This window comes from Mesorhizobium sp. CA6 (assembly GCF_020165035.1).
Taxonomy (GTDB): Bacteria; Pseudomonadota; Alphaproteobacteria; order Rhizobiales; family Rhizobiaceae; genus Mesorhizobium.
On sequence record NZ_JAIUHI010000017.1, the window covers coordinates 116,873 to 137,486 of the forward strand.

22 protein-coding genes and 1 tRNA gene are annotated in these 20,614 nt (G+C 64.5%); 8 read left to right on the forward strand and 15 right to left on the reverse strand.

The window, feature by feature from the left end; translation table 11 throughout:
• Positions 1 to 139 precede the first annotated feature (139 nt).
• Positions 140 to 1,144, reverse strand: a complete 1,005-nt coding sequence (locus LB526_RS23820) for an iron ABC transporter substrate-binding protein (RefSeq protein WP_224608047.1) — start codon at positions 1,142 to 1,144, stop codon at positions 140 to 142.
• 204 nt (positions 1,145 to 1,348) lie between these two features.
• On the opposite strand from LB526_RS23820, the gene LB526_RS23825 reads away from it, so the two are divergent.
• From LB526_RS23825 to LB526_RS23835, 3 genes are all read left to right on the forward strand, one after another.
• A complete protein-coding gene (locus LB526_RS23825) occupies positions 1,349 to 1,891 on the forward strand; it encodes a sigma-70 family RNA polymerase sigma factor (protein WP_095767489.1) in 543 nt (180 codons plus the stop codon).
• Positions 1,888 to 2,526 carry an NrsF family protein gene (locus LB526_RS23830; RefSeq protein ID WP_224630011.1) on the forward strand — a complete coding sequence of 213 codons (639 nt, stop codon included), beginning with the start codon at positions 1,888 to 1,890 and terminating at the stop codon, positions 2,524 to 2,526. The genes LB526_RS23825 and LB526_RS23830 overlap by 4 nt, the downstream gene beginning before the upstream one ends.
• A gap of 243 nt (positions 2,527 to 2,769) precedes the next feature.
• Positions 2,770 to 4,668, forward strand: coding sequence for a PAS domain S-box protein (locus LB526_RS23835; RefSeq protein ID WP_224630012.1), 1,899 nt, complete (start codon positions 2,770 to 2,772; stop codon positions 4,666 to 4,668).
• Positions 4,669 to 4,698: 30 nt separating this feature from the next.
• Here the strand turns inward: LB526_RS23835 and LB526_RS23840 are convergent, their stop codons facing one another.
• From LB526_RS23840 to LB526_RS23870, 7 genes are all read right to left on the reverse strand, one after another.
• Entirely contained in the window at positions 4,699 to 5,577 is an 879-nt protein-coding gene (locus LB526_RS23840; RefSeq protein ID WP_140632869.1) for a 3-hydroxybutyryl-CoA dehydrogenase, read from the reverse strand.
• A gap of 200 nt (positions 5,578 to 5,777) precedes the next feature.
• Positions 5,778 to 6,707: an electron transfer flavoprotein subunit alpha/FixB family protein gene (locus tag LB526_RS23845; protein WP_224546027.1), complete on the reverse strand. Its 930-nt coding sequence runs from the start codon at positions 6,705 to 6,707 to the stop codon at positions 5,778 to 5,780.
• A 24-nt stretch (positions 6,708 to 6,731) separates the two neighbouring features.
• A complete protein-coding gene (locus LB526_RS23850; RefSeq protein WP_095767492.1) occupies positions 6,732 to 7,481 on the reverse strand; it encodes an electron transfer flavoprotein subunit beta/FixA family protein in 750 nt (249 codons plus the stop codon).
• A 162-nt stretch (positions 7,482 to 7,643) separates the two neighbouring features.
• A complete protein-coding gene (locus tag LB526_RS23855) occupies positions 7,644 to 8,447 on the reverse strand; it encodes a rhomboid family intramembrane serine protease (protein ID WP_224630013.1) in 804 nt (267 codons plus the stop codon).
• 22 nt (positions 8,448 to 8,469) lie between these two features.
• Positions 8,470 to 9,051, reverse strand: coding sequence for a cob(I)yrinic acid a,c-diamide adenosyltransferase (locus LB526_RS23860; RefSeq protein WP_224630014.1), 582 nt, complete (start codon positions 9,049 to 9,051; stop codon positions 8,470 to 8,472).
• Between the two features lie 20 nt (positions 9,052 to 9,071).
• Positions 9,072 to 9,263, reverse strand: coding sequence for a twin transmembrane helix small protein (locus LB526_RS23865; protein WP_095767495.1), 192 nt, complete (start codon positions 9,261 to 9,263; stop codon positions 9,072 to 9,074).
• A gap of 25 nt (positions 9,264 to 9,288) precedes the next feature.
• Positions 9,289 to 10,134: an SDR family oxidoreductase gene (locus LB526_RS23870; protein WP_224630015.1), complete on the reverse strand. Its 846-nt coding sequence runs from the start codon at positions 10,132 to 10,134 to the stop codon at positions 9,289 to 9,291.
• Positions 10,135 to 10,213: 79 nt separating this feature from the next.
• Between LB526_RS23870 and LB526_RS23875 the strand changes: the two genes are divergently transcribed.
• Positions 10,214 to 11,065, forward strand: a complete 852-nt coding sequence (locus tag LB526_RS23875) for a YihY/virulence factor BrkB family protein (RefSeq protein WP_224630016.1) — start codon at positions 10,214 to 10,216, stop codon at positions 11,063 to 11,065.
• 167 nt (positions 11,066 to 11,232) lie between these two features.
• Here the strand turns inward: LB526_RS23875 and LB526_RS23880 are convergent, their stop codons facing one another.
• Positions 11,233 to 12,123 carry a DMT family transporter gene (locus LB526_RS23880; RefSeq protein WP_224630017.1) on the reverse strand — a complete coding sequence of 297 codons (891 nt, stop codon included), beginning with the start codon at positions 12,121 to 12,123 and terminating at the stop codon, positions 11,233 to 11,235.
• Between the two features lie 183 nt (positions 12,124 to 12,306).
• Between LB526_RS23880 and LB526_RS23885 the strand changes: the two genes are divergently transcribed.
• Complete coding sequence (locus LB526_RS23885; RefSeq protein ID WP_224608072.1) at positions 12,307 to 12,564, forward strand: hypothetical protein; 258 nt, start codon at positions 12,307 to 12,309, stop codon at positions 12,562 to 12,564.
• A 4-nt stretch (positions 12,565 to 12,568) separates the two neighbouring features.
• Here LB526_RS23885 and gluQRS read toward each other — a convergent pair whose 3' ends face one another.
• Entirely contained in the window at positions 12,569 to 13,438 is an 870-nt protein-coding gene (gene gluQRS, locus LB526_RS23890; protein WP_224630018.1) for a tRNA glutamyl-Q(34) synthetase GluQRS, read from the reverse strand.
• Positions 13,439 to 13,529: 91 nt separating this feature from the next.
• On the opposite strand from gluQRS, the gene LB526_RS23895 reads away from it, so the two are divergent.
• Positions 13,530 to 14,189, forward strand: coding sequence for a DNA-3-methyladenine glycosylase family protein (locus LB526_RS23895; protein WP_224630019.1), 660 nt, complete (start codon positions 13,530 to 13,532; stop codon positions 14,187 to 14,189).
• 111 nt (positions 14,190 to 14,300) lie between these two features.
• Positions 14,301 to 14,858 carry an HNH endonuclease gene (locus LB526_RS23900; protein ID WP_027167440.1) on the forward strand — a complete coding sequence of 186 codons (558 nt, stop codon included), beginning with the start codon at positions 14,301 to 14,303 and terminating at the stop codon, positions 14,856 to 14,858.
• Between the two features lie 162 nt (positions 14,859 to 15,020).
• Here LB526_RS23900 and LB526_RS23905 read toward each other — a convergent pair whose 3' ends face one another.
• Positions 15,021 to 15,539 (reverse strand): disulfide bond formation protein B, encoded by a 519-nt coding sequence (locus LB526_RS23905; RefSeq protein WP_224630020.1) that lies wholly within the window; start codon positions 15,537 to 15,539, stop codon positions 15,021 to 15,023.
• 23 nt (positions 15,540 to 15,562) lie between these two features.
• Positions 15,563 to 16,153: a YqaA family protein gene (locus LB526_RS23910; protein ID WP_224527497.1), complete on the reverse strand. Its 591-nt coding sequence runs from the start codon at positions 16,151 to 16,153 to the stop codon at positions 15,563 to 15,565.
• Positions 16,154 to 16,488: 335 nt separating this feature from the next.
• Here LB526_RS23910 and LB526_RS23915 point away from each other — a divergent pair.
• Positions 16,489 to 16,573 (forward strand) — tRNA-Leu (locus tag LB526_RS23915).
• Positions 16,574 to 16,619: 46 nt separating this feature from the next.
• Here the strand turns inward: LB526_RS23915 and LB526_RS23920 are convergent.
• The 3 genes from LB526_RS23920 to LB526_RS23930 form a co-directional block, all read right to left on the reverse strand.
• Entirely contained in the window at positions 16,620 to 17,780 is a 1,161-nt protein-coding gene (locus LB526_RS23920; RefSeq protein ID WP_224630021.1) for a YncE family protein, read from the reverse strand.
• A 71-nt stretch (positions 17,781 to 17,851) separates the two neighbouring features.
• Positions 17,852 to 19,132: a GNAT family N-acetyltransferase gene (locus tag LB526_RS23925; protein ID WP_224630022.1), complete on the reverse strand. Its 1,281-nt coding sequence runs from the start codon at positions 19,130 to 19,132 to the stop codon at positions 17,852 to 17,854.
• A complete protein-coding gene (locus LB526_RS23930) occupies positions 19,132 to 20,535 on the reverse strand; it encodes a lipopolysaccharide biosynthesis protein (protein WP_224630023.1) in 1,404 nt (467 codons plus the stop codon). The genes LB526_RS23925 and LB526_RS23930 overlap by 1 nt, the downstream gene beginning before the upstream one ends.
• Positions 20,536 to 20,614: the final 79 nt, after the last annotated feature.

Consider the following 20,614-nt stretch of genomic DNA (forward strand, 5'->3'; position numbering starts at 1 on the left):
AAGCGGTCCGATGTGCCACTCAGGCGGGTCGAAGCGCGGTCGACTGTCATCGACGGGGCGATCTCCAAACAAAAACGCTCCCGCGGAAGGCGAATTGCCGCGGGAGCACGGTCGTTCGCCCTTTTAGGACGAACGCGAACTAAAGCAAGCCGGCTTGCGTCATCAACTCGATGACCTTCTTGGAATTCAATCTGGCCGGATCCACTTTCGGCGCCTGCAGATCGGCCAGCGGCACCAGCTTCGGGTTGGACTGGGCATCCTTGCCGACCGCATATTCATAGGACGTTCCGGTCTTCAGCACGTCCTGGCCGCCCTTGCCGGTCACCCACTTCAGGAACGCCTGGGCTTCCTTCGGGTGCTTGCTCGACGCCAGCACGCCGCCGCCGGAGATCGACACGAAGGCGCCCGGATCCTGGTTCTTGAAATAATGCAGGGCGACATTCCGGCTGTTTTCGCCGGTCTTGGCCTGATCGCCGAAATAGTAATAGTGATAGATCACGCCGCCATCGATCTCGCCGGCATTGACCGCCTTCATCACCGTTGAGTTGCCCTTGTAGGCGGTGAAATTCTCCTTCATCGCCTTCAGCCAGTCGGCGGTAGCGGCCTCGCCCTTGAGTTCAAGCAGGGCGCTGACGATGGCCTGGAAGTCGGGGCCGGACGGCGAGGCGGCCCAGCGGCCCTTCCAGCTCGGATCGGCAAGATCGAGCAGCGACTTCGGCAACTGGTCTTCCTTCAGCTTGGCCTTGTTATAGGCAAAGACGGTGCTGCGGGCGGCAACGCCGACCCATTTGCCAGTCGACGGCTGGTATTCCTGCGGAACCTGCGCCAGCGTATCGGCGTCGACCGGCGCGAACAGTCCGGCGGCCTCGACCAGCGCCATTGCCGGCGAATTCTCGGTCAGGAACACGTCGGCCGGCGAGGCCGCTCCCTCGGCGACGATCTGGTTGGAGAAGTCGCTGTCGCCGCCATTGCGCAGCGTGACCTTGATGCCGGTTTCCTTGGTGAATCCCTTCGCCCATTCCTTGGCCAGGCTCTCATGCTGGGCATTGTAGACGATGATGCCTTGATCCTCGGCCATGGCCGGGCCGGCGATCAGGCCGAGCGCCAGCACGGCGCCGGCAAGCGTGGAAAGGGCAATTTTCATGGGCATCGTCCTCACTTCGAGACAGGGGTTTTGGGCACGGCTGCACCTATCAATACATGATTGTTATAGTCAACATTGCGACCCTGCTTCAATCGGTCGCCATTCCGCAAACTTTCGTGATTTTGCGGCAGTTTGGCTTGGACATTATTTCGCCGGCCACGTAACAAACCAGGGCCGAGACGCGAACATTGGGGGTAAACTCTTGTGACCGGCAAGGACGAGGCCGAGCTTTCCCGGCTGCTCAGGGCCGCGATCGCGGGAGACGAAAGGGCGTATGCCGACTTTCTGCACGGGATCGCCGCCCTCGTTCGCGGCTTTGTCCGGCGCAAGATCGTTCAAGGCGGGGTCGATCCCGAGGATGTCGTGCAGGAAACCTTGCTGGCCATTCATGTCAAACGCCACACCTGGCGGCCTGATGCGCCGGTGCTGCCCTGGGTCTATGCGATCGCCCGGTTCAAGCTGATCGATGCGTTCCGCCGGCGCGGGCGGCGCATCGAGGTCGAGATCGACGAGATCGCGGAAACCTTCGCCGAGCCGGAGGCGGAAACAGTGAGCGAGCGCGACATCAACCGGGCGCTAGACGGCCTGCCGCCGGCGCAACGCTCGGTGGTGGCATCGATCTCGGTCGATGGCCATTCGATCGGCGAGACGGCGAGCAAGCTCGGCATCAGCGAGACGGCGGTGCGCGTGTCGCTGCATCGCGGCCTGGCCGCGATCGCCAAACGGTTTGGACGAACAGCGACATGAGGACAGAGGATCTCATCAAGGCGCTCGACGCCGATGCCCGCGACGAGGCGATGCCGATGGGCAGGGCCTGGTGGCTGGCGGTCGGCGTGGCCATGGCGATCGCGGCGATGGTCTTCTTTGCGACCATCGGGCCGCGTCCCGACATCATGCCGGCCATGCACACGATGCGCTTCATGTCCAAATTCGTGTTCACGCTGACGCTCGCCGCCAGTGCCTTCGCGTTGATTCGCGCGCTGTCGATGCCGGGTGCTTCGACCAGGCGGGCGACGGCCTCGATGATTGCCGCACCGCTTCTGGTGGTGCTCGCGGTAGTTCTCGAGCTTTTCGTCGTGCCCGAGGCCGATTGGGGCAAGCGGCTCATCGGCTCGAACATGATGATCTGCATGAGCTTCATCCCGCTGATCGGCATCGGCCCGCTGGCTATCTTCCTCGGCATGCTGCGCTATGGCGCGCCGACGCGGCCGGTGTTGGCGGGCGCGGTGGCCGGCCTGCTCGCCGGCGGGCTCGCGGCGACCTTCTACGCCGCGCATTGCTTCGATGATTCGCCCCTCTTCGTCGCCACCTGGTATACGGTCGCGATCGCCTTCCTGACCGCGCTCGGCGCGCTAGGCGGACGGTTTTTCGTCCGCTGGTAGGATTAGACACCGATCCTTCGGTACAGTTTTGAAACAGTACCTTAATCATACCGGCAATTGTTTGCCGGTTATCGGAGCGGCCGCTGCCGCTCATGCAACCATTCCTTAAAATCGATCCGCCAGAGTTGTGGCAACGCGCAGTCGCGCATTGGGTGGGATCGCATTGTGGCGTGGTTGAGTTGGAAAGGTCCGCGGGCCGGCAAGCGCGCCGTGCCCGTCTTGATGGCAGCCGGGCTCGTTGCCTTGACCGCATCGGTCCTGTTGCCGGCGCTGGAACTCGGCACGGACGCGTTGAAGGTCTGCCTGCAGATATCCGTCGCCGTCACGGCCGTCACGCTGTTTGTCTCCGCGCTGTCCATCCGCAAGATCATCGACGACCGCCGGCAGATTGCCGAGAGCGAGCAACGCTTCCGTCGGGCCATGGAGGATTCGGCGATTGGCGTCGCCATTGTCGGCCTCGATGGCCGCATCCTTCAGGCCAATCCTGCCTTTGCCGACATGCTCGGCTACACACGCTCGGAAATCGAGGCGCTGACCTTCTTCCAGATCACGCATCCCGACGATCTGCAGATCGGCCGCGACACGATGACGAGCCTGAAGGAAGGCAAGATCCACTCCTTCCATTTCGAGAAGCGGTATCTGCGCAAGGACGGCACCCCGGTCTGGGCGCAGCTCGCCGGCTCGGTCATCCGTGAAGAGGAGACAGGTCGTCCGCTCTATCTGGTGTCGCAGATCGAGGACATCGATGCGCGCAAGCAGGCCGAGGCGCGCATCGCCGAGGCAGAAGACCGGTGGAATTTCGCGCTCACCAGTGCCGGACAGGGTATCTGGAGCCTCGATATGCGCAAGGGCGGCACCACCTATTCCGAAACCTGGGTGAAGATGCTGGGCTATGCCGATGGCGAGCTCGACGGCGACCCCGATCGCTGGCTGGCCATGATCCATCCCGACGACCAGGAACGCGTCGCCGAGGCGGATCGCGCGCACCTTGCCGGCGAGACGCCCTTTTTCGAGGCCGAGTTCCGGATGCGGCACAAGGACGGCCGCTGGGTCTGGATTCTCGACCGCGGCAAGGCGATCGAGCGCGATGGCGAGGGCCGGCTGATCCGGGCAATCGGCAGCCTGACCGATATCACGGAACGCAAGGAGGCCGAGGCGCGGCTGATGGTTTCGGCGGCCATGCTGGCCGACGAGAAAGAGCGTCTCAGGGTGACGTTGCAGTCGATCGGCGATGCGGTGATCTGCACCGATGCCGCCAACCGCATCACCTTTATGAACCCGGTCGCGGAAAAACTCACCGGCGTCGTGGTCGGCGAGGCCCTGGGCAAGCTGCTCGGCCATGTCTACTGGGCGGTCGACGAGGAAAGCGGGCAGAAAATCGGGCTCTCGCGCCCTTCCGCGAGCGAGCAGCCGCACTGCGACCAGAACACGCGCGCTGTGCTTGTCCGGCGCGACGACACGCGCTGCAGCATCCGCCAGGTGGTGTCGCCGATCATGAACGACCGCGACGAGTTCTGCGGCCTCGTCATCGTCTTCCAGGATTTCAGCGACGCGCGCGCTCTGCAGCGCCAGCTGGCCTACGCCGCCGCCCACGACGCGCTGACCGGGCTCGCCAATCGCTCGAGCTTCATCCGCATCATGGAGGACCTGGTCGACCAGTGCCGCCTCAATGGCGGCGAGCATCAGTTCATGTTCGTCGATCTCGATCACTTCAAGGCGGTCAACGACACCGGCGGCCATGCCGCGGGCGATGCGCTGCTCAAGCGCGTGGCCGACGCCCTGCGCAATGTGCTTGGCCCGGAAGACATCGTCGCGCGGCTTGGCGGCGACGAGTTCGCCGTCGTCCTCAAATCGGGCGCCGCGGCGTGCGGGCCGATCGCGGCGCGCTCGATCATCGACGCCATCGGCAATCTCGACTTCAGCTGGGACGGGCGCCCGCATTCGATCGGCGCCAGCATCGGGCTTGCGCCGATCCGCGCCGGTTGCGGCGAAGTGGACGAGATCATCGCCCGCGCCGACGCCGCCTGCTATGCCGCCAAGGCGGCCGGGCGCGGCTGCGTTTCCGCCGCGCCCGACGAAGTTTCGACAGGCGAAATCTCGAACGGCGGCGTGCCACTTCCGCCGCTCGCCGCGGCGTCCTGAGCCGTTTCGAAAGGGTTTAGCCGGGGAAGATCAGCGCGTCGGCACCGGATGGTCGCCGCGATAGTCGTAGAAGCCGCGGCCGGTCTTGCGGCCGAGCCAGCCGGCCTCGACATATTTCACCAGCAGCGGGCAGGGGCGGTATTTCGAATCCGACAAACCCTCATGCAGCACCTGCATGATCGACAGGCAGGTGTCGAGACCGATGAAGTCGGCAAGCTGCAGCGGTCCCATCGGGTGATTGGCGCCGAGCCGCATGGCGGTATCGATGGCGTCGACCGTGCCGACGCCCTCATAGAGCGTGTAGATCGCCTCGTTGATCATCGGCAAAAGGATGCGGTTGACGATGAAGGCAGGGAAATCCTCGGAAACGGTGATCGTCTTGTCGAGGTGTTTCACATAGCTCTTGGCCGCCTCGAAGGTCTGGTCCTCGGTGGCGATGCCGCGCACCAGCTCGACCAGCTTCATCACCGGCACCGGGTTCATGAAATGAATGCCGATGAAGCGTTCCGGCCGGTCGGTCTGCGCGGCAAGCCGGGTGATCGAGATGGACGAGGTGTTTGTCGCCAGGATCGCTTCCGGGTTGAGCTGCGGGCAAAGCTGCGCGTAGATCTTACGCTTGACCGTCTCATCCTCGGTCGCCGCTTCGATCACCAGATCGGCGGCCGCGAGATCGGCCATGGTCGGGGCGGCGGAAATACGCGCCATTGCTTCGTTGCGCGCCTTCTCCTCGAGCTTGCCGGAACCGACCTGGCGCGCCATGTTGCCGCTGATGGTGGCGATGCCCTTCTCGATACGGTCGGGCGACACATCGTGGATCAGGACCTTGTAGCCGCCCAGCGCCGAGACATGGGCGATACCGCCACCCATCTGACCCGCGCCGACAATGCCGATCGTCTCGATCTTGCTCATGACCCCGATCCCGTCCGGAGCATCTTCCGCGTCTTGAAGCGCGGAAACGCTCCTGTTGTTCATTTCCTGCAATCCGGACGCAAAACCGCCGGATTGGCTTCAGGCCTTGATGGCCCGCTTTTTGTGCAGTGCAAACTAAAAGGGCGGGGCGACTTCGTCTACCCCACCCTTCCGATTTTAATATGCCAGAACCGGTGGCGTCAAAGCGCCTTTTGCAGCTCCGGCAGGATGACGAAGAGATCGCCGACCAGGCCGTAATCGGCGACCTGGAAGATCGGGGCTTCCTCGTCCTTGTTGATGGCGACGATCACCTTCGAGTCCTTCATGCCGGCCAGGTGCTGAATGGCGCCGGAGATGCCGACGGCGATGTAGAGGTCGGGCGCGACCACCTTGCCGGTCTGGCCGACCTGCCAGTCGTTCGGTGCATAGCCGGCGTCGACTGCGGCGCGCGAGGCGCCGACCGCGGCGCCGAGCTTGTCGGCGACCGGCAGGATGACTTCCTGGAACTTCTCCGAGGAACCAAGCGCGCGGCCGCCCGAGATGATGATCTTGGCCGAGGTCAGCTCCGGACGGTCGTTCTCGGAGAGCTTGTTCTCGATGAAGGAGGAGAGGCCTGGATTGGCGGCGGCGTCGACCGTCTCGACCGCGGCCGAGCCGCCTTCGGGCGCCGCCGCGAAGGACGCGGTGCGCACCGTGATGACCTTCTTGGCGTCGGTGGACTGCACGGTCTGGATGGCGTTGCCGGCATAGATCGGCCGTTTGAAGGTGTCGGGCGAGACCACCTCGATGATCTCGGACACCTGGGCGACGTCGAGGAGTGCCGCCACGCGCGGCGCGACGTTCTTGCCCGACGAGGTCGCGGGTGCGACGATCGCGTCATAGGAGCCGGCGAGCGAGACGACCAGCGCCGCCGTCGGCTCGGCGAGACGCTCGGCAAGCTCGTCGGCCTCGGCCAGCATCACCTTGCGCACACCCTTCAGCTTGGCGGCGGCATCAGCCGCGCCCTTGGCGCCCTTGCCGGCCACCAGCACGTCGACATCGGAGCCGATCTGCAGCGCCGCCGACAGCGCCTTGGCGGTCTGGTCGGAAAGACTTGCATTGTCGTGTTCGGCGATGAGGAGAATTGCCATTTTCTTTGTCCTTTCCCGATCGCTTTAAAGCACGCCGGCTTCGTTCTTGAGCTTTTCGACCAGTTCGGCCACGCTCTTGACCTTGACGCCCGCCTTGCGGCCGCCGGGCTCCTCGGTCTTGATCACCTTGAGGCGCGGCTTGACGTCGGCGCCGTAGTCGGCCGGGCTCTTCTCATCGAGCGGCTTCTTCTTGGCCTTCATGATGTTGGGCAGCGAGGCATAGCGTGGCTGGTTGAGGCGAAGGTCGGCGGTGACGATCGCCGGCATCTTCAGTTCCACCGTCTGCAGCCCGCCGTCGACTTCGCGCGTCACCTTGGCCTGATCGCCTTCGAGTACGATCTTGGACGCGAAGGTCCCTTGCGGCCAACCAAGCAGTGCCGCCAGCATCTGGCCGGTCTGGTTCGAATCATCGTCGATCGCCTGCTTGCCGAGGATGACGAGGCCGGGCGCCTCCGCCTCGACCACGCCCTTCAGCACCTTGGCCACGCCGAGCGGCTCGGTCTGCTCGTCGGTCTTGACCAGGATGGCGCGGTCGGCGCCCATGGCGAGCGCGGTGCGGAGCGTCTCCTGCGCCTGCTGCGGGCCGACCGAGACGACGATGATTTCTTCAGCCTTGCCGGCTTCCTTGATGCGGATCGCTTCCTCGACCGCGATCTCGTCGAACGGGTTCATCGCCATCTTGACGTTGGCAAGCTCGACGCCCAGTCCGTCGGCTTTCACCCGGACCTTGACGTTGGCGTCCACAACCCGCTTCACGGGCACAAGGATCTTCATTTTCCTGTCACCTCTCCTGAGATAGTCGGGGCGCTATAGCAGCGTGCGCCCTGTCAGAGTTGTCGAAAGCCGACATAGCGGACGGAATATCCGCCCAACTGTGCCGTTTCCGTAGTGGCGACAAATCGGCGCGTCAATATCCCACGACGCACCCAAATCGGTTCAGTCCCGGGGCGCCGCTGCTCCACGGCCCCATTGCGCCGCCGGCTGCGCCGGATCGCTCGCGGCCGGCTCAACAGGAACAGGCGGCTGCTGGATGTTGGGCGTCGGGTCCGGCTCGCCGTCGGCGCCGGCCAGCAGCGGCACGCCCCGGCTGCGCAGAACCAGCACCAGGATCGATCCGGCGATGATGCCGCCGATATGGCATGCCCAGGAGATCTGGTCCTCGCCGGCCGCTGCGAACATCACGATCTGGAACAGGATCCATAGGAGCAGCGGAATGAAGGCCGGGATGCGCAGCGGAATGCGGGCAAAGGCCAGCACCCAGACCTTCACCCGGGGGTAGAGGATCAGATAGGCGGCGACGACGCCGGCGATGGCGCCCGAGGCGCCGATCAACGGCACCTGCGAATCCCAGGCCACCAACCCCTGGAAGAAGGCGCCGGCGACGGCGCAGGCGAGGTAAAAGATCAGATAGCGGATATGGCCGAGCGCATCCTCGACATTGTCGCCGAACACCCAGAGGAACAGCATGTTGCCGCCGAGATGGAAGATGTCGGCATGCAGGAAGGAATAGGTGAGGTAGCTGAGACTCTCTGGGATGACGACGAATTCGGGCGAGAGCTCGACCTTGTCGTGAACCACCGACGGGATGAAGCCGAGACCGAGAACCGCGGCATTGGTGAAGTTCTCACCGCCGAGCGTGGTCGCCAGGTAGACCAGCACATTCGCCACGATCAGGCCGATCGTCACATATTGCAGCCGGATATGGCGCAGCCTGTTGGTGTCGTAAAGCGGGATGAACATCGGACCCCTCCCGCCTGCGGATTCAGCGGTTCTTGCCGGGAACCCATAGCACGTCGGCCTTTCCATTGTCATTGACCGCGCGGGCGGCGACGAACAGGAAATCCGAGACACGATTGATGTATTTGAGCGCCTCGCGGTTGACATGCTCGGCTGGATCCTGCGCCAGCGCCACCATCAGGCGCTCGGCGCGGCGCGCCACGGTGCGGGCAAGATGGAGCGCGGCCGCGGCCGGCGTGCCGCCGTTCAGCACGAAGGATTTCAGCGGCTGCAGTTCCTTGTTGAGCGCGTCGATGTCCTGCTCGACGCGGTCGGTCTGGGCGGCGACGATGCGCAACGGCTCGTATTCCAGCGACCTGCCGTCGTCCGGCACGGCGAGGTCGGCGCCCAGATCGAACAGATCGTTCTGGATACGCGACAGCATGGCGTCGATCGCCGGATGCTCGGCGCCGGTGTGGACGCGGGCCATGCCGATGCAGGCATTGGCCTCGTCGACGGTGCCATAGGCGTCGACGCGCAGGTCGGATTTCAGCCGCCGCTCGCCGGTGCCGAGCCCGGTGGTGCCGTCGTCGCCGGTGCGGGTATAGATCTTGTTGAGCTTGACCACGCCGTGCCCTCTGAGATCCTCTATTTGCGCGTGAAATAGACAACCAGCAACAGCAGCGCCAGGGCCACGGCCTGCAACATGATGCGCGCCTGCATCAGCTTGTTCGAGGTGAAGCCGGAGCCGCCGCGCATCATGTTGATCAGGCCGCGAACCAGCACGATCACCACGGCGGCCATCGCGACGATGGCGAGAATCTTGAAGATGATGAGCATCTGGCTGGCTCCGGTTCAGGTTCGGTCAGGCGCGCCTGGCGAGCACGCGGTAGAGCAGGGAGGCCGGCAGGATGCGTTTCAGCGCCGCGCCGATCCTGGCCGGCAGCGTTACCACATAATGCGGGCGCGGGCGCTGTGACAGAAGCGCGTGGCGCAACGCCCTGTGCACGATCTCCGGCCCGGGCTTCAGCTTCGACACGCTGCCGCCCGCCTGAAGCCTTGCGAGCTGCGTCTGATAATCGGCGCGGTGGACGGAATTCTCGACGTCGATATTCTTCACGAACCAGGGCAGCCCATTGCTGGCGATCTTCGACCTCACCGGTCCCGGTTCGATGAGGGAAAGGTGAATGCCGCTGCCTTCGAGCTCCTGGCGCATGCACAGCATCAGGCCTTCGATGGCGTGCTTGGAGGCCGAATAGGCGCCGCGGAAGCGGACCGGCGCCAGCCCGAGAATCGAGGAGCAGTGGACGAGCCGGCCATGCCCCTGGCGGCGCATGACCGGAACGATGCGCCGGGTGAGGTCGTGCCAGCCGAAGAAATTGGCCTCGAACTGCTCGCGAAGTGCTGCGACCGACAGGTCCTCGACGGCGCCGGGCTGGGCATACGCGCCATTGTTGAAGAGCGCGTCAAGAGTGCCGCCGGTCCGCTCCAGAACCGCATCGACCAAGGCGGCGATGGATTCGGGCTCGCGATAGTCGAGATAGAAGGCCTCCAGGCCGTCGGCCTCGAGGGCTGCGATGTCGGCCGGCTTGCGCGCCGTGGCGAAGACCCGCCAGCCTTCCGCCTTCAACGCCCGCGCGCAATAGGCGCCGATGCCGGAAGAGGCGCCGGTGACGATGACGGTGCGCAACTCTTCGGCGGCGGGGCGCATTATGGGACCTGGGGTTGCCATTTACCGCAATCACTTCCCATATTCGCGGCGTCGACACAATCGAGCGGAGCGCGGGCCCTTGCTGCGGAATATCGTCGCCCTCAAGCGCGTGCTCTACGATGCGATAGGCCACTTCAATACCGATGACGGCTGGGCGATGGCCAGCCATCTGGCGATCACCTCGCTGATGGCGCTGTTTCCGTTCCTGATCTTCGCCACGACGCTGGCCAGCTTCCTCGGCGCGCGCGCATTCGCCGACACGGCCGTGCATCTGGTCTTCGATACATGGCCGGAGCAGATCGCCAAGCCGATCGCGCATGAGGTGCAGAACGTGCTCACCGTACGGCGCACCGACCTTCTAACCTATGGCGTGCTGCTGGCGGCTTATTTCGCCTCGAACGGCATCGAGGCGCTGCGCACCTCGCTCAACCGTGCCTATCGCGTTACCGAGACGCGCGGCATCGTCCACCGCAGGGTGCAAAGCATCATCTTCGTCCTGATCGCCACCGCCTGCTTCCTCGCCATCAGCGTGCTTCTGGTGTTCGCGCCGCTGCTGGCGCGACTGGCGGAGGCGCATCTGGAGTGGATCAAGCCCTATATGGGCACGATCACCATCTGGCGTTACGTGATCGCCTCGACGGTCATCGTCATCGGGCTGTTCTCCGTGCATATCTGGCTGCCGGCCGGCAAGCGGCGCTTCGTCTCGATCATACCGGGCATCGTCTTCACGCTGGTCGCCTGGCTGGTCGGGTCGACGATCTTTGCCACCTATCTCAACCATTTCTCGTCCTATGTGACGACCTATGCCGGGCTCGCCTCGATCATGATCGCGGTCGTCTTCCTCTACATCATCTCGGCGATCTTCATCCTCGGCGGCGAGCTCAACGCCGCGATCAGCCGTTATCTCGAAGCCCGAGCGCGGGTCGGGTGAGTTGGCGCCGGTCAGAAGAGGAACTGAAGAACTGGAGAATTGAAGAATTGAGGAACTGGAGAAAATGCGCCGACGCTTGGCTCCCCCCTTCTTCTTCAATTCCTCAATTCCTCAATTCCTCAATTCTCCAGTTCCCCAGTTCTTCAATTCCCCAGTTCCCCAGTTCTTCAATTCCCCAGTTCCCCTTTCCTCGCCTGTCGCGCCGTCGCCAGGGCGACGCCGAGCGTGGCGATCGCCATGCCGGCGATCTGCAGCAGATTGAGCTGTTCGTTGAAAAGCGCCCAGGCAATGACCGCGGTTACGGCCGGCACCAGGTAGAACAGCGAGGCGACCTTCGACATCTCACCGTCCCTGATCATCACCATCAGCAGGAATATGGCGCCGACCGACAGCACCAGGACCAGCCAGGCCATGGCGAAGATCAATTCGCCATTGACGGTGACGGCGCGGGTCTCGAAGGCGAGCGAGCCCAGGATCATCACGGCGGAGCCGCCGACATACTGCCACATCGTCGCCGACACGAGATCGCCGCCGGAGGCATAGCGCTTCTGCCAGATGGTGCCGGCGCTCATGCCAAGCACGGAGACGAGCGAAGCCGTCAGCGTCGCCGGCGTGACGCCGCCGCCCAGCGCGCCCAGCTTCGGCCACAGCACGATGACGACGCCGAGAAGGCCGACGGCGAGGCCGGCCCAATGGCGCGGCAGGATCGCTTCGCCGAGGAACTTTCCGGCGAGCACGGCGGTGATCAACGGCTGCAGGCCGACAATCAGCGCCGAAAGGCCGGCCGGCATGCCCCTGTGGATCGCCCAGAAGACGGCGCCGAGATAGACACCATGCATGAGGACGCCGGCCACCGTTGCGTGCAGCGCCTCTTCGCGCGTCGCCTTGCGCGAGCCAAGCAGAACGGTCAGCCCCGCGAACAGGGCCGCCGCGATCACGAAGCGGATGGCAAGGAAGGTGAAGGGTTCCGCCCAGGGCATGGCATAGCGCGCGCCAATGAAGCCGGTCGCCCACAGAACGACGAAGGAGGCGGGAATGAACCGCTTGATGCTCTGCATGGGGGAGGCTGCCGGGGTGAACGGTTGATGACGGCAATTGCTCTAATGCCGTTCAATCCCGCAAGCAAAACGAAACGGTTGATCCATAAGCTAAGTTGAATTCATCAAACCGTGCCAAGAGGGGCATGGCGCATCGCCGCGCCGTGGTGGGGCATGTTTTTGCATCTGGACACGACCTGGCTGTTGTTCGCCTTCGCGATCATCGCCGGCTTCGGCTTCTTCTTCGGCACGGCGCTCGACGCGATCATGGGGGAGAGCGGCTTCGGCCCGACCGGCAACACACTGCTGTTCATCTTCGGCTTTTTCGTCGCGGTGGGGGTCGCAAACAAGCATGGCATCAGCCTGAGTGATCTCAAGCTGGCGGTGGCCTGCGGGCTGGGCGGCGCCTTTGTCTTCATCAGCGTGCTGGCGCTGATCAAGGCCGGGATGGCGCGCCTCTAGCCAGCTAAAAACCGACCAATCGTCTGACGTCCTGCGGCGACATGCCCGCCTCCCGGAGGGAGGCCAGGCCGGTGTCCTTGAAGCTCTTTGACAGTTTCCTGCCGTCCGCACCGAGGATCAGGCGGTGGTGGAAATAACGCGGCTGCGGCAGGCCGAGCAGTTGCTGCAGCAGGCGCTGCACCCCGGTCGCCGAATAGAGGTCCTGGCCGCGCACGACATGGCTGACACCCTGCAGCGCGTCGTCGACGACGACGGCGAGATGGTAGCTGGTCGGGATGTCGCGGCGGGCGACGATGACGTCGCCCCAGGCCCGCGGTTGCGCTTCGATTGCTCGCGTCGCCGACATCGTCTCGTCGGTGAACTCCAGCCATGACAGGCCGGCCGTGACGCGCGCCATCGCCGCCTCGACGTCGAGCCGCCAAGCGAAAGGCATGTTGTCCGCGATCCGCCGCTTGCGTTCCTTCACCGGCAAGTGCTTGTCGAGCGGCGGATAGAGCGGCACGCCGTCCGGATCGCGCGGCCAGTCGCGGCCGCCGGTCTCGGCGATAAAGGCGCGGATCTCGCCGCGACTCATGAAGGCCGGATAGACGAGTTCCTCGGCGATCAACCGATCCAGCACCTCCCGGTATTCGGCGAAATGCTCGGACTGGCGGCGCACCGGTTCTTCCCAGTGCAATCCCAGCCATTCGAGGTCGCGAAAAATGCCGGCTTCGAATTCGGGCGTGCAGCGCAGGACATCGATATCCTCGATGCGCAGCAGCAGGCGCCCGCCGACCTGCGCCGCCATGCGCTGGTTGAGCAGAGCCGAGTAGGCATGGCCGAGATGCAATTGGCCATTGGGGCTCGGCGCGAAGCGGAATGTCAGGAGTGTCATATCTCGGGCGGTATTCGGGTTGAAAGGCGCTTCCGCCGGTTGCTAGTTAGCCATCAATTGCCATTTCGCGAGCGCCCTGGGAACAAGCAACGTGCAACGCATCGCCTCGCTGGACGACATTGCGACAGGGCTCGACGCGCTCTGCCGGATCGATCCGCGGCTGGCGACCGTGCGCGGCCGGGCGGGCGAAGTGCCGCTGCGGCTGTCGGAACCTGGCTTTCAGAGCCTCGCTTCCATTATCGTTTCACAGCAAGTTTCCCGCGCCAGCGCCGACGCCATCTTCGGGCGGCTGGTGAAGCTTGTCGACCCGCTGACGCCGCAGGCGATCCTTGCCGCCGGCGAGGGCGTGTTTCGCGAGGCCGGGCTGTCGCGGCCGAAACAGCGCGGGCTGCTCGCCGTCGCCGAAGCGGTGGCCGGCGGGCTGGATCTCGATCACCTGTGCACGCTGGACGCCGGCGAGGCGATCGCAGCGATGACGGCTGTGCCCGGCATCGGCCCATGGACGGCCGAATGCTACCTTTTGTTTGCCGCCGGGCACCCGGATGTGTTTCCCGCGCGCGACGTCGCTTTGCAGACGGCGGTCGGCCATGCGCTTGGCATCAACCCGCGCCCGCCGGAGAAAATGCTTATCCGGCTGGCCGAATCATGGAGCCCGTATCGGGGTGTCGCGTCGCGGCTTTTTTGGGCTTATTACCGGGAATTGAAGGGCAGGGATGCGGCGCCGACTGTCGAAATGGCAAAAAAAGACTGAAAATCATGCGGTTTTGGCGATTTCGACGCACGACAATCCGCTTCACATCCCTGTCATGTCGGGCTTACAGTATCCGCGCCGTTCGGTTCTAGAAGCAAGGAGGCGAAGGACGTGACGGTTGCCGTATCTCCGGATGGGCTTCCCGCGCTGGTGCTGAACGCGGACTACCGTCCGCTCAGCTATTACCCCCTGTCGCTCTGGTCGTGGCAGGACGCCATCAAGGCCGTCTTCCTCGACCGGGTGAACATCGTCGCCGAATACGAGCACGCCGTCTCTTCGCCGACCTTCTCGATGAAGCTGCCAAGCGTGGTCAGCCTGAAAGCCTATGTGAAGCCGTCCAGGCATCCCGCCTTCACGCGCTTCAACGTGTTCCTGCGCGACCGCTTCCAGTGCCAGTATTGCGGAACGCCCGAGGATCTGACGTTCGACCATGTCATCCCGCGCCATCGCGGCGGAGCGACGACCTGGGAGAATGTCGTCGCCGCGTGCTCGCCCTGCAACCTCCGCAAGGGCGGCATGATGCCGGCCCAGGCCAAGATGTGGCCGCTGCAAAAACCCTATCAGCCGACGGTGCACGACCTGCACAACAACGGCCGCCTGTTCCCACCCAACCATCTGCATGAAAGCTGGATGGATTATCTCTACTGGGATGTCGAACTCGAACCTTGAGATCGTTCGAGAATTCGGGAGGCTGGCCGTCTGAAGCAAGCGTCTGCGCTTCCGGTGCTCACGTACTGTAAGTACGCTCCGCTCCGGTTCTCGACGCTCACTTCATACGACTCATCCTGCCGAATTCTGTGAACGATCTCGCGCCGCCGCTTTGGTGCCGGCTCAGTCCCGCGCGAGCGCGCTGCGGAAGGCGACGGCGGCGAGGACGAGGCTGGCTATGGCGTTCCAGCCGGCGAGCGACAGGCCGAGGATGCGCAGCGCGGCCTTGTCGCAGGAGGGCGGCACGAACTTGTCGAGCGCGTCGAGCACGCCCTTGCCGCCGGTGTCGACTGGGCCGGCGCCGGCGGTGCAGTCGGCCGGACCTTTCCACCACGCCCATTCGACGCCGGAATGGTAGACGCCGAGATAGAGGCCGTAGAGCATCAATAGGCCGCCGATCGCGAGCAGCCCGCGCGTCACCCAGGCCGGCGCGCGCAGCATCGAGGCGATCGCCGCCAGCAGCATCAGCGGCACGCCGATATAGTAGGGCGTGCGCTGCTCCAGGCAGAGATGGCAGGGGATGTAGCCGCCGATATATTGGAAGGCGAGCGCCGAGCCGACCGTCGCGGCCATGGCGACGGCGAGAAAGAGCGCCGCGCGCATGCGCTGGCGTCCGGTATCGGCATTCATGGTCGCGGTCATCTATCGGGTCCGTTGTTGCGTCGCTATCCGTGGGCGTATCTGACGAGGATATAGAGCAAAATCAGGGCAGCGGCGCCGGCGCCGACAATCAATCCCAAGCGCTTTTCGATGAACTCCCTGATCTCCTCGCCATAGCGGCGAAGCAGCCAGGCAAGCAGCAGGAAACGCGCGCCGCGCGCCACGATCGCGAGCCCGATGAAGAGCAACAGATTGACGCCGATGACGCCCGACAGGATCGTCACCACCTTGATCGGCGGCAGATGGGCCGCCCCCGAGGTGACCAGCATCAGGATGATGAAGCCGACGCCGGACGAGGTGCGCAACTGCTCGAACTCATCATATTTGCCGTAGAATTCAAGCACCGGCTTGGCGACTGCCTCATAGGCATAGTGGCCGATGAACCAGCCGGCGACGCCGCCCAGCACAGAGGCGACGGTGGCGATCAGCGCGTAGCGATAGGCGCGCTGGGGTTTGGACAGCGCCATCGGCAGGAAGAGCACGTCGGCCGGGACCAGGAAGACCGAGCTTTCGACGAAGGCGATGAAGGCCAGCCACCATTCGGCGGATTTGCGCGCCGCCAGCGACAGGGTCCAGTCGTAAAGTCCGCGAAGCATCGGCTCTCCTAATGCGGTTGACGCAATTCCGGACGGAAAACCGCTGCGCACTTTTCCAGGAATCGCCTAATGCATGTCACCCCAAACGGCGCAGCGGTTTTCGGCCACCGGCACGTACGAAACAAGGACCCAAAGCGCCGCAGCCGCCATTATCGACCGGGCACCTTAAACATTCGCCTCTCTAGAAAGATTTCCTGCCGCGCACAATGGCGGCGGTCCTCACAAGACCGCCGGATGCTGTTTGGCCGAAGCGGCGTCGGCAAATCCGCAACAGGCCAGTTGACGAAAGGCTGTCCAACCGTATAGTCCGCGCCCATCCAGGCCGCCCGGCCTGAGCCCCTATGGCGGAATTGGTAGACGCGCTCGACTCAAAATCGAGTTCCGCAAGGAGTGCTGGTTCGATCCCGGCTAGGGGCACCATCCCTCGCTCTGCGAGCTTCGGATGGCGGGCCTTCACAAAAGTGCCCTACCGCATATTCCCCGTATGCCCCTGCGAGTAGCGCCCCGGCTGCGGCCATACCGTCAGGCCATGCGGTTCGGCGCCGACGCGAATTTTCGTCACGGCGCCGCTGGTGGTGTCGATCATATAGGCCTCGCTGTCGAAGCGGCCCGACAGCCATAGCTGCCTGCCGTCGGCGCTGATATTGCCCATGTCGGGGCTGCCGCCGCCGGGGATCGGCCATTGCGCGACCACGGCGCGGGTGGCGAAGTCGATCACCGTGACGCTTCCCGGGCCCCTGGCCTTGCCCTGCTCCATCCTGTGCGAGCCGCGGTTCGATACGTAGAGCCGCTTGCCGTCGCGGCTGACGACGAAGCCGTGCGCGCCGATGCCGGTCGGGATGAAGCCGATTTCCCGAAAACTGTCGCCGTCGACCAGGAACACGCCGTCGTTCATCATGTCGGCGACGTAGAAGACCTTGCCGTCGGGCGACAGGCGGATGTCCTGCGGCATGCCCATCCTGGAGAAGTCGAGATGGCCGAGCAGCTTCTGGTTCTTCAGGTCGATCTTGGCTAGGCCGCCGTCGCCATATTCGCAGGTGAAGATCGCGTAGGAACCGTCGGCAGAGAAGTCGGCATGGTTGATGCCCGGGCAAGTCGGCGTCGGCAGGCTCGATTTCAACGTCATGGTGTGCGGGTCGCGGAAATCGAGCTGCTCCATCGCCTCGTCGACGACGATTGCCGCGCTGCCGTCCGGCATGAAATACAGATTGTAGGGGTCGTCGACCGGGATCTGCTGGCCGGGCTTAGCCGTTATCGGGTCGATCGGCGTAAGGCTGCCGTTTTTGCCGGTGCCGTTGTTGGCGACCCACAGCGTCTTCAAATCCCAGGACGGAATAACATGCTGCGGCTTGCTGCCGACCGGAAAGCGGTCGACCTCCTTCAAGGTGACGGTGTCGATCACCGAGACGCTGTTGGAGGAGCGGTTCGGCACATAGACGCGCGGCAGCGCGCCGGCGGTGGCGGGGCTCAGATGGCCGGCCGTGGTCTGAGTGTAGATGTTGACCGGGGGAGGCGCCGGATCGCTGCAATCCTCCGGGCAGGTGTCGGCCACGGCTCGAGCCGGAAGCATGGCGAGCAGAACAAGCGGCGCACAAAGGCGGGCGAAGCGCAGGACGGTATCGATCATTTGAAGTGCTTTGTGGTGAAGGCAGGCCGGGTCCGGCCGCCGCAAGCCATAGCCGGTGTCTCGCCGCCCATCTAGCGTCTTTTCAGCAGGCTCCGCATGCGGTTGCGCAGGATGCGCGCCATGTTGCGGGTCTCGCGGTAGAGATGCAGTTGCGAGGCGGCCTGACGGGCCAGCCGGTCGGCATCCGGCGTCAGCCCGATCACCAGCGTGCCCATCGGCTTGCGCTCGCTCAACAGACGGCTCATCACCGGATGGTCCGGAACCGCGCAGGAATCGGTCATGACGATGTTGGGATCGTCGAGATGCTGCCTGGTCACCTCGATCATCAGCAGCGTTCCCGGCGAATAGGCGGAGAGCGTCTCGTCATAGGCCGTCTTCCAGGTGTAGGCGACGCCGGCCTCGACGAAGACGACCAGGCAGGCGATGGTGCGGCCGTCGAGCGTCAAGAGGTGGATGCGGCACATGTCCTGCTCGGCCAGCCTGTGCACGGCCTCGCGGGCGAAAGCGGCGCGGTAGCGGTCGATCGCCATCGCGGTGCGCTCGCGGCCTTTCCAGCCGGCCGCTTCCAGCGTCAGGAAGCTTTCGATGGCGTGGCGGATCTCGTCCGGCCCGCGCGCCACGGTGTGCTCCAGCTTGCCGAGGTCGGCGAGACGCCGCTTCAGGCGGCGGAATTCGCGATAGTGATGCGCGCGCAGCGATGCCTTGAGGTATTCCTCGCCGTCGGCGTCGCTATCGAGCACCGGACGCTCGACCTTGCCGGTGGTCACCATGGTCAAGCCGCGGCTGTCGGCAAAGGAGGTGAGCAGGCTCGCCACCGGACCGTCGAGGCGCATATCGGGCAGCACGAAGACTTTTGGCAGCTTGAGATGCGGCCGCGACAGCATCGAGAAGAAATCCTCGATGACGCCGACCGGATCGTCGCGATCGACCAGCGGCGTTCCGAGCGGGCCGAACGGGCTCGACCATGTGCGCATCACCGGGACGCCGAGCGGGATCGCCGGCCGCTCGACCGAGAACGGCGCCAGAAGCCGAAGCCGGTTGCGGTATTCGTCGCCGTCGCGGATGACGGCCAGCCGCACCTCGCGGTCTTCCAGCCGCGGCATCGCCGGCGCCAGGAAGCGCGGGTTGAAGAAGACGTTCGGCTCGATCGTGCGGGCGCTGAGATAGTCAAGCTCCTCGACAAGATCGAAGCCGGCCGAGGCCGGATAGATGGCGAGCTTGCGCTCCGGCCTGTTGCTGGCGAAGAGCTCGATATGGGCGGGGTCGACCTCGCGCGCCAGGCCGGCAAGGTTGGAAACCATGGCGCCGGCGGTGCCGCCGCTGGTCTCTTCGAGCAACGGGACGGCGGCCATCAGGCGATTTCCTTGTTTGCAGGCACGAAGATCGCCATCACGATGCCGAGCTTGCGCCAGACGGTGAAGGAGAGCGCGCTGGCCTCGAAGACCATGGCCAGGCTGGTGGCGATAGCCGCGCCCCAGAGGCCGAACAGCGGAATGAGGATCACGTTGAGGCCGATGTTGAGCGCAAGCGTCATGGCATAGACGGCGGCGCAGATGTTCTGGTTGCCGCTCATGGTGAGCAGGCTTTCGCAGGGGCCGACGGCGGCGCGCGCCACGACGCCCAGAACCAGCAGGAAGAGCAGCGGGTAGCCGGCGGTGAATTCGGGACCGAACAGCACCAGCATCGGCTCGCCCAGCGCCAGCACCAAGAGCGCCATTAGCAGCGAGGGCCAGAAGGTCCAGGAGACGGTCTCGCGGGCGAAGGCGGCGAGCCGATGCGGCTCGCCATGGGTGAACTGGGCGTAGCGCTGTGCAACGCCGGCCTTGACCGCGAAATAGACGAAATGCACCAGCGCCAGCGTCTTCACCGTGGCGAAATAGACCGCGACGTCATTGGGGTCGAGATAGGCGCCCACCATCAGCACGTCGGCGTTGGTGAGCAGGAAGAAGAAGCCCTCGACCAGGAAGATCGGCAGCGAGACGAAGATCCACTGGCTAAAATGCACCGCCATCGGCCCAGCCGGTATCTTTTTCTCCATGCGCGAGGTGACGGCCATCAGCTGGCCGAGCGTGGTGACATAGGTTGCGGCGATGGAGGCGAAGATCGCGGTCTTGGCGTCGGGCACATAGTGCAGGCCAAGCATCAGAGCCATGAACGCCAGGATCAGCACCGGCCGCACCAGATAGGTGGGCGACAGCGCCAGCAGCGCCCAGGAATTGGCGCGCGCCAGCCCTTGCAGGAGATCGCCGAGCGCGATCATCGGCAGACAGATGACACCGAGGATGAAGGGGATGACATAGTAGTTCTCGATCCAGTCCGAGGCGAGCCAGACACCAAGCGCGCCGAGGCCTGCCACCAGTGTCGAGGCGACGAGCACGAATAGGCGGCTCGCCTGCACGATGCCGCGCAGCTCGGCCAGCATGCCGCGCTCGCGATATTCGGGGATGAAGCGGATGACCGAGGTGTGGAAGCCGAGGCAGGCGAGGTTGCCGACGATGACCATCGTCACCCAGACCAGCACCGAGATGCCGTATTCGAACGAGCCCATCCAGCGCGCCATCAGCACCTGGCTGACGAAGGCGATGAAGGCGCTGACGATGCGGATGGAGAAGGCGATCAGCGACATGCGCCCGGCTTCGCCGCGCTCGTCGGCGGTGGACAGCACTGCGTCGATGCGGCCAAGCAACGGCCGCATGCGCAGCGCCCAGCGCTGCGGCAGGAACCGCCCGGCAGTCGTTGCCGCGGAAAAGCGCACCCCGAATACTCTCCGTTTTCCGCCTCTTTCCAAGGTTTCGGTCTATCCGAAACACCTTAAGAAAGGGTGGGTGGGGTGC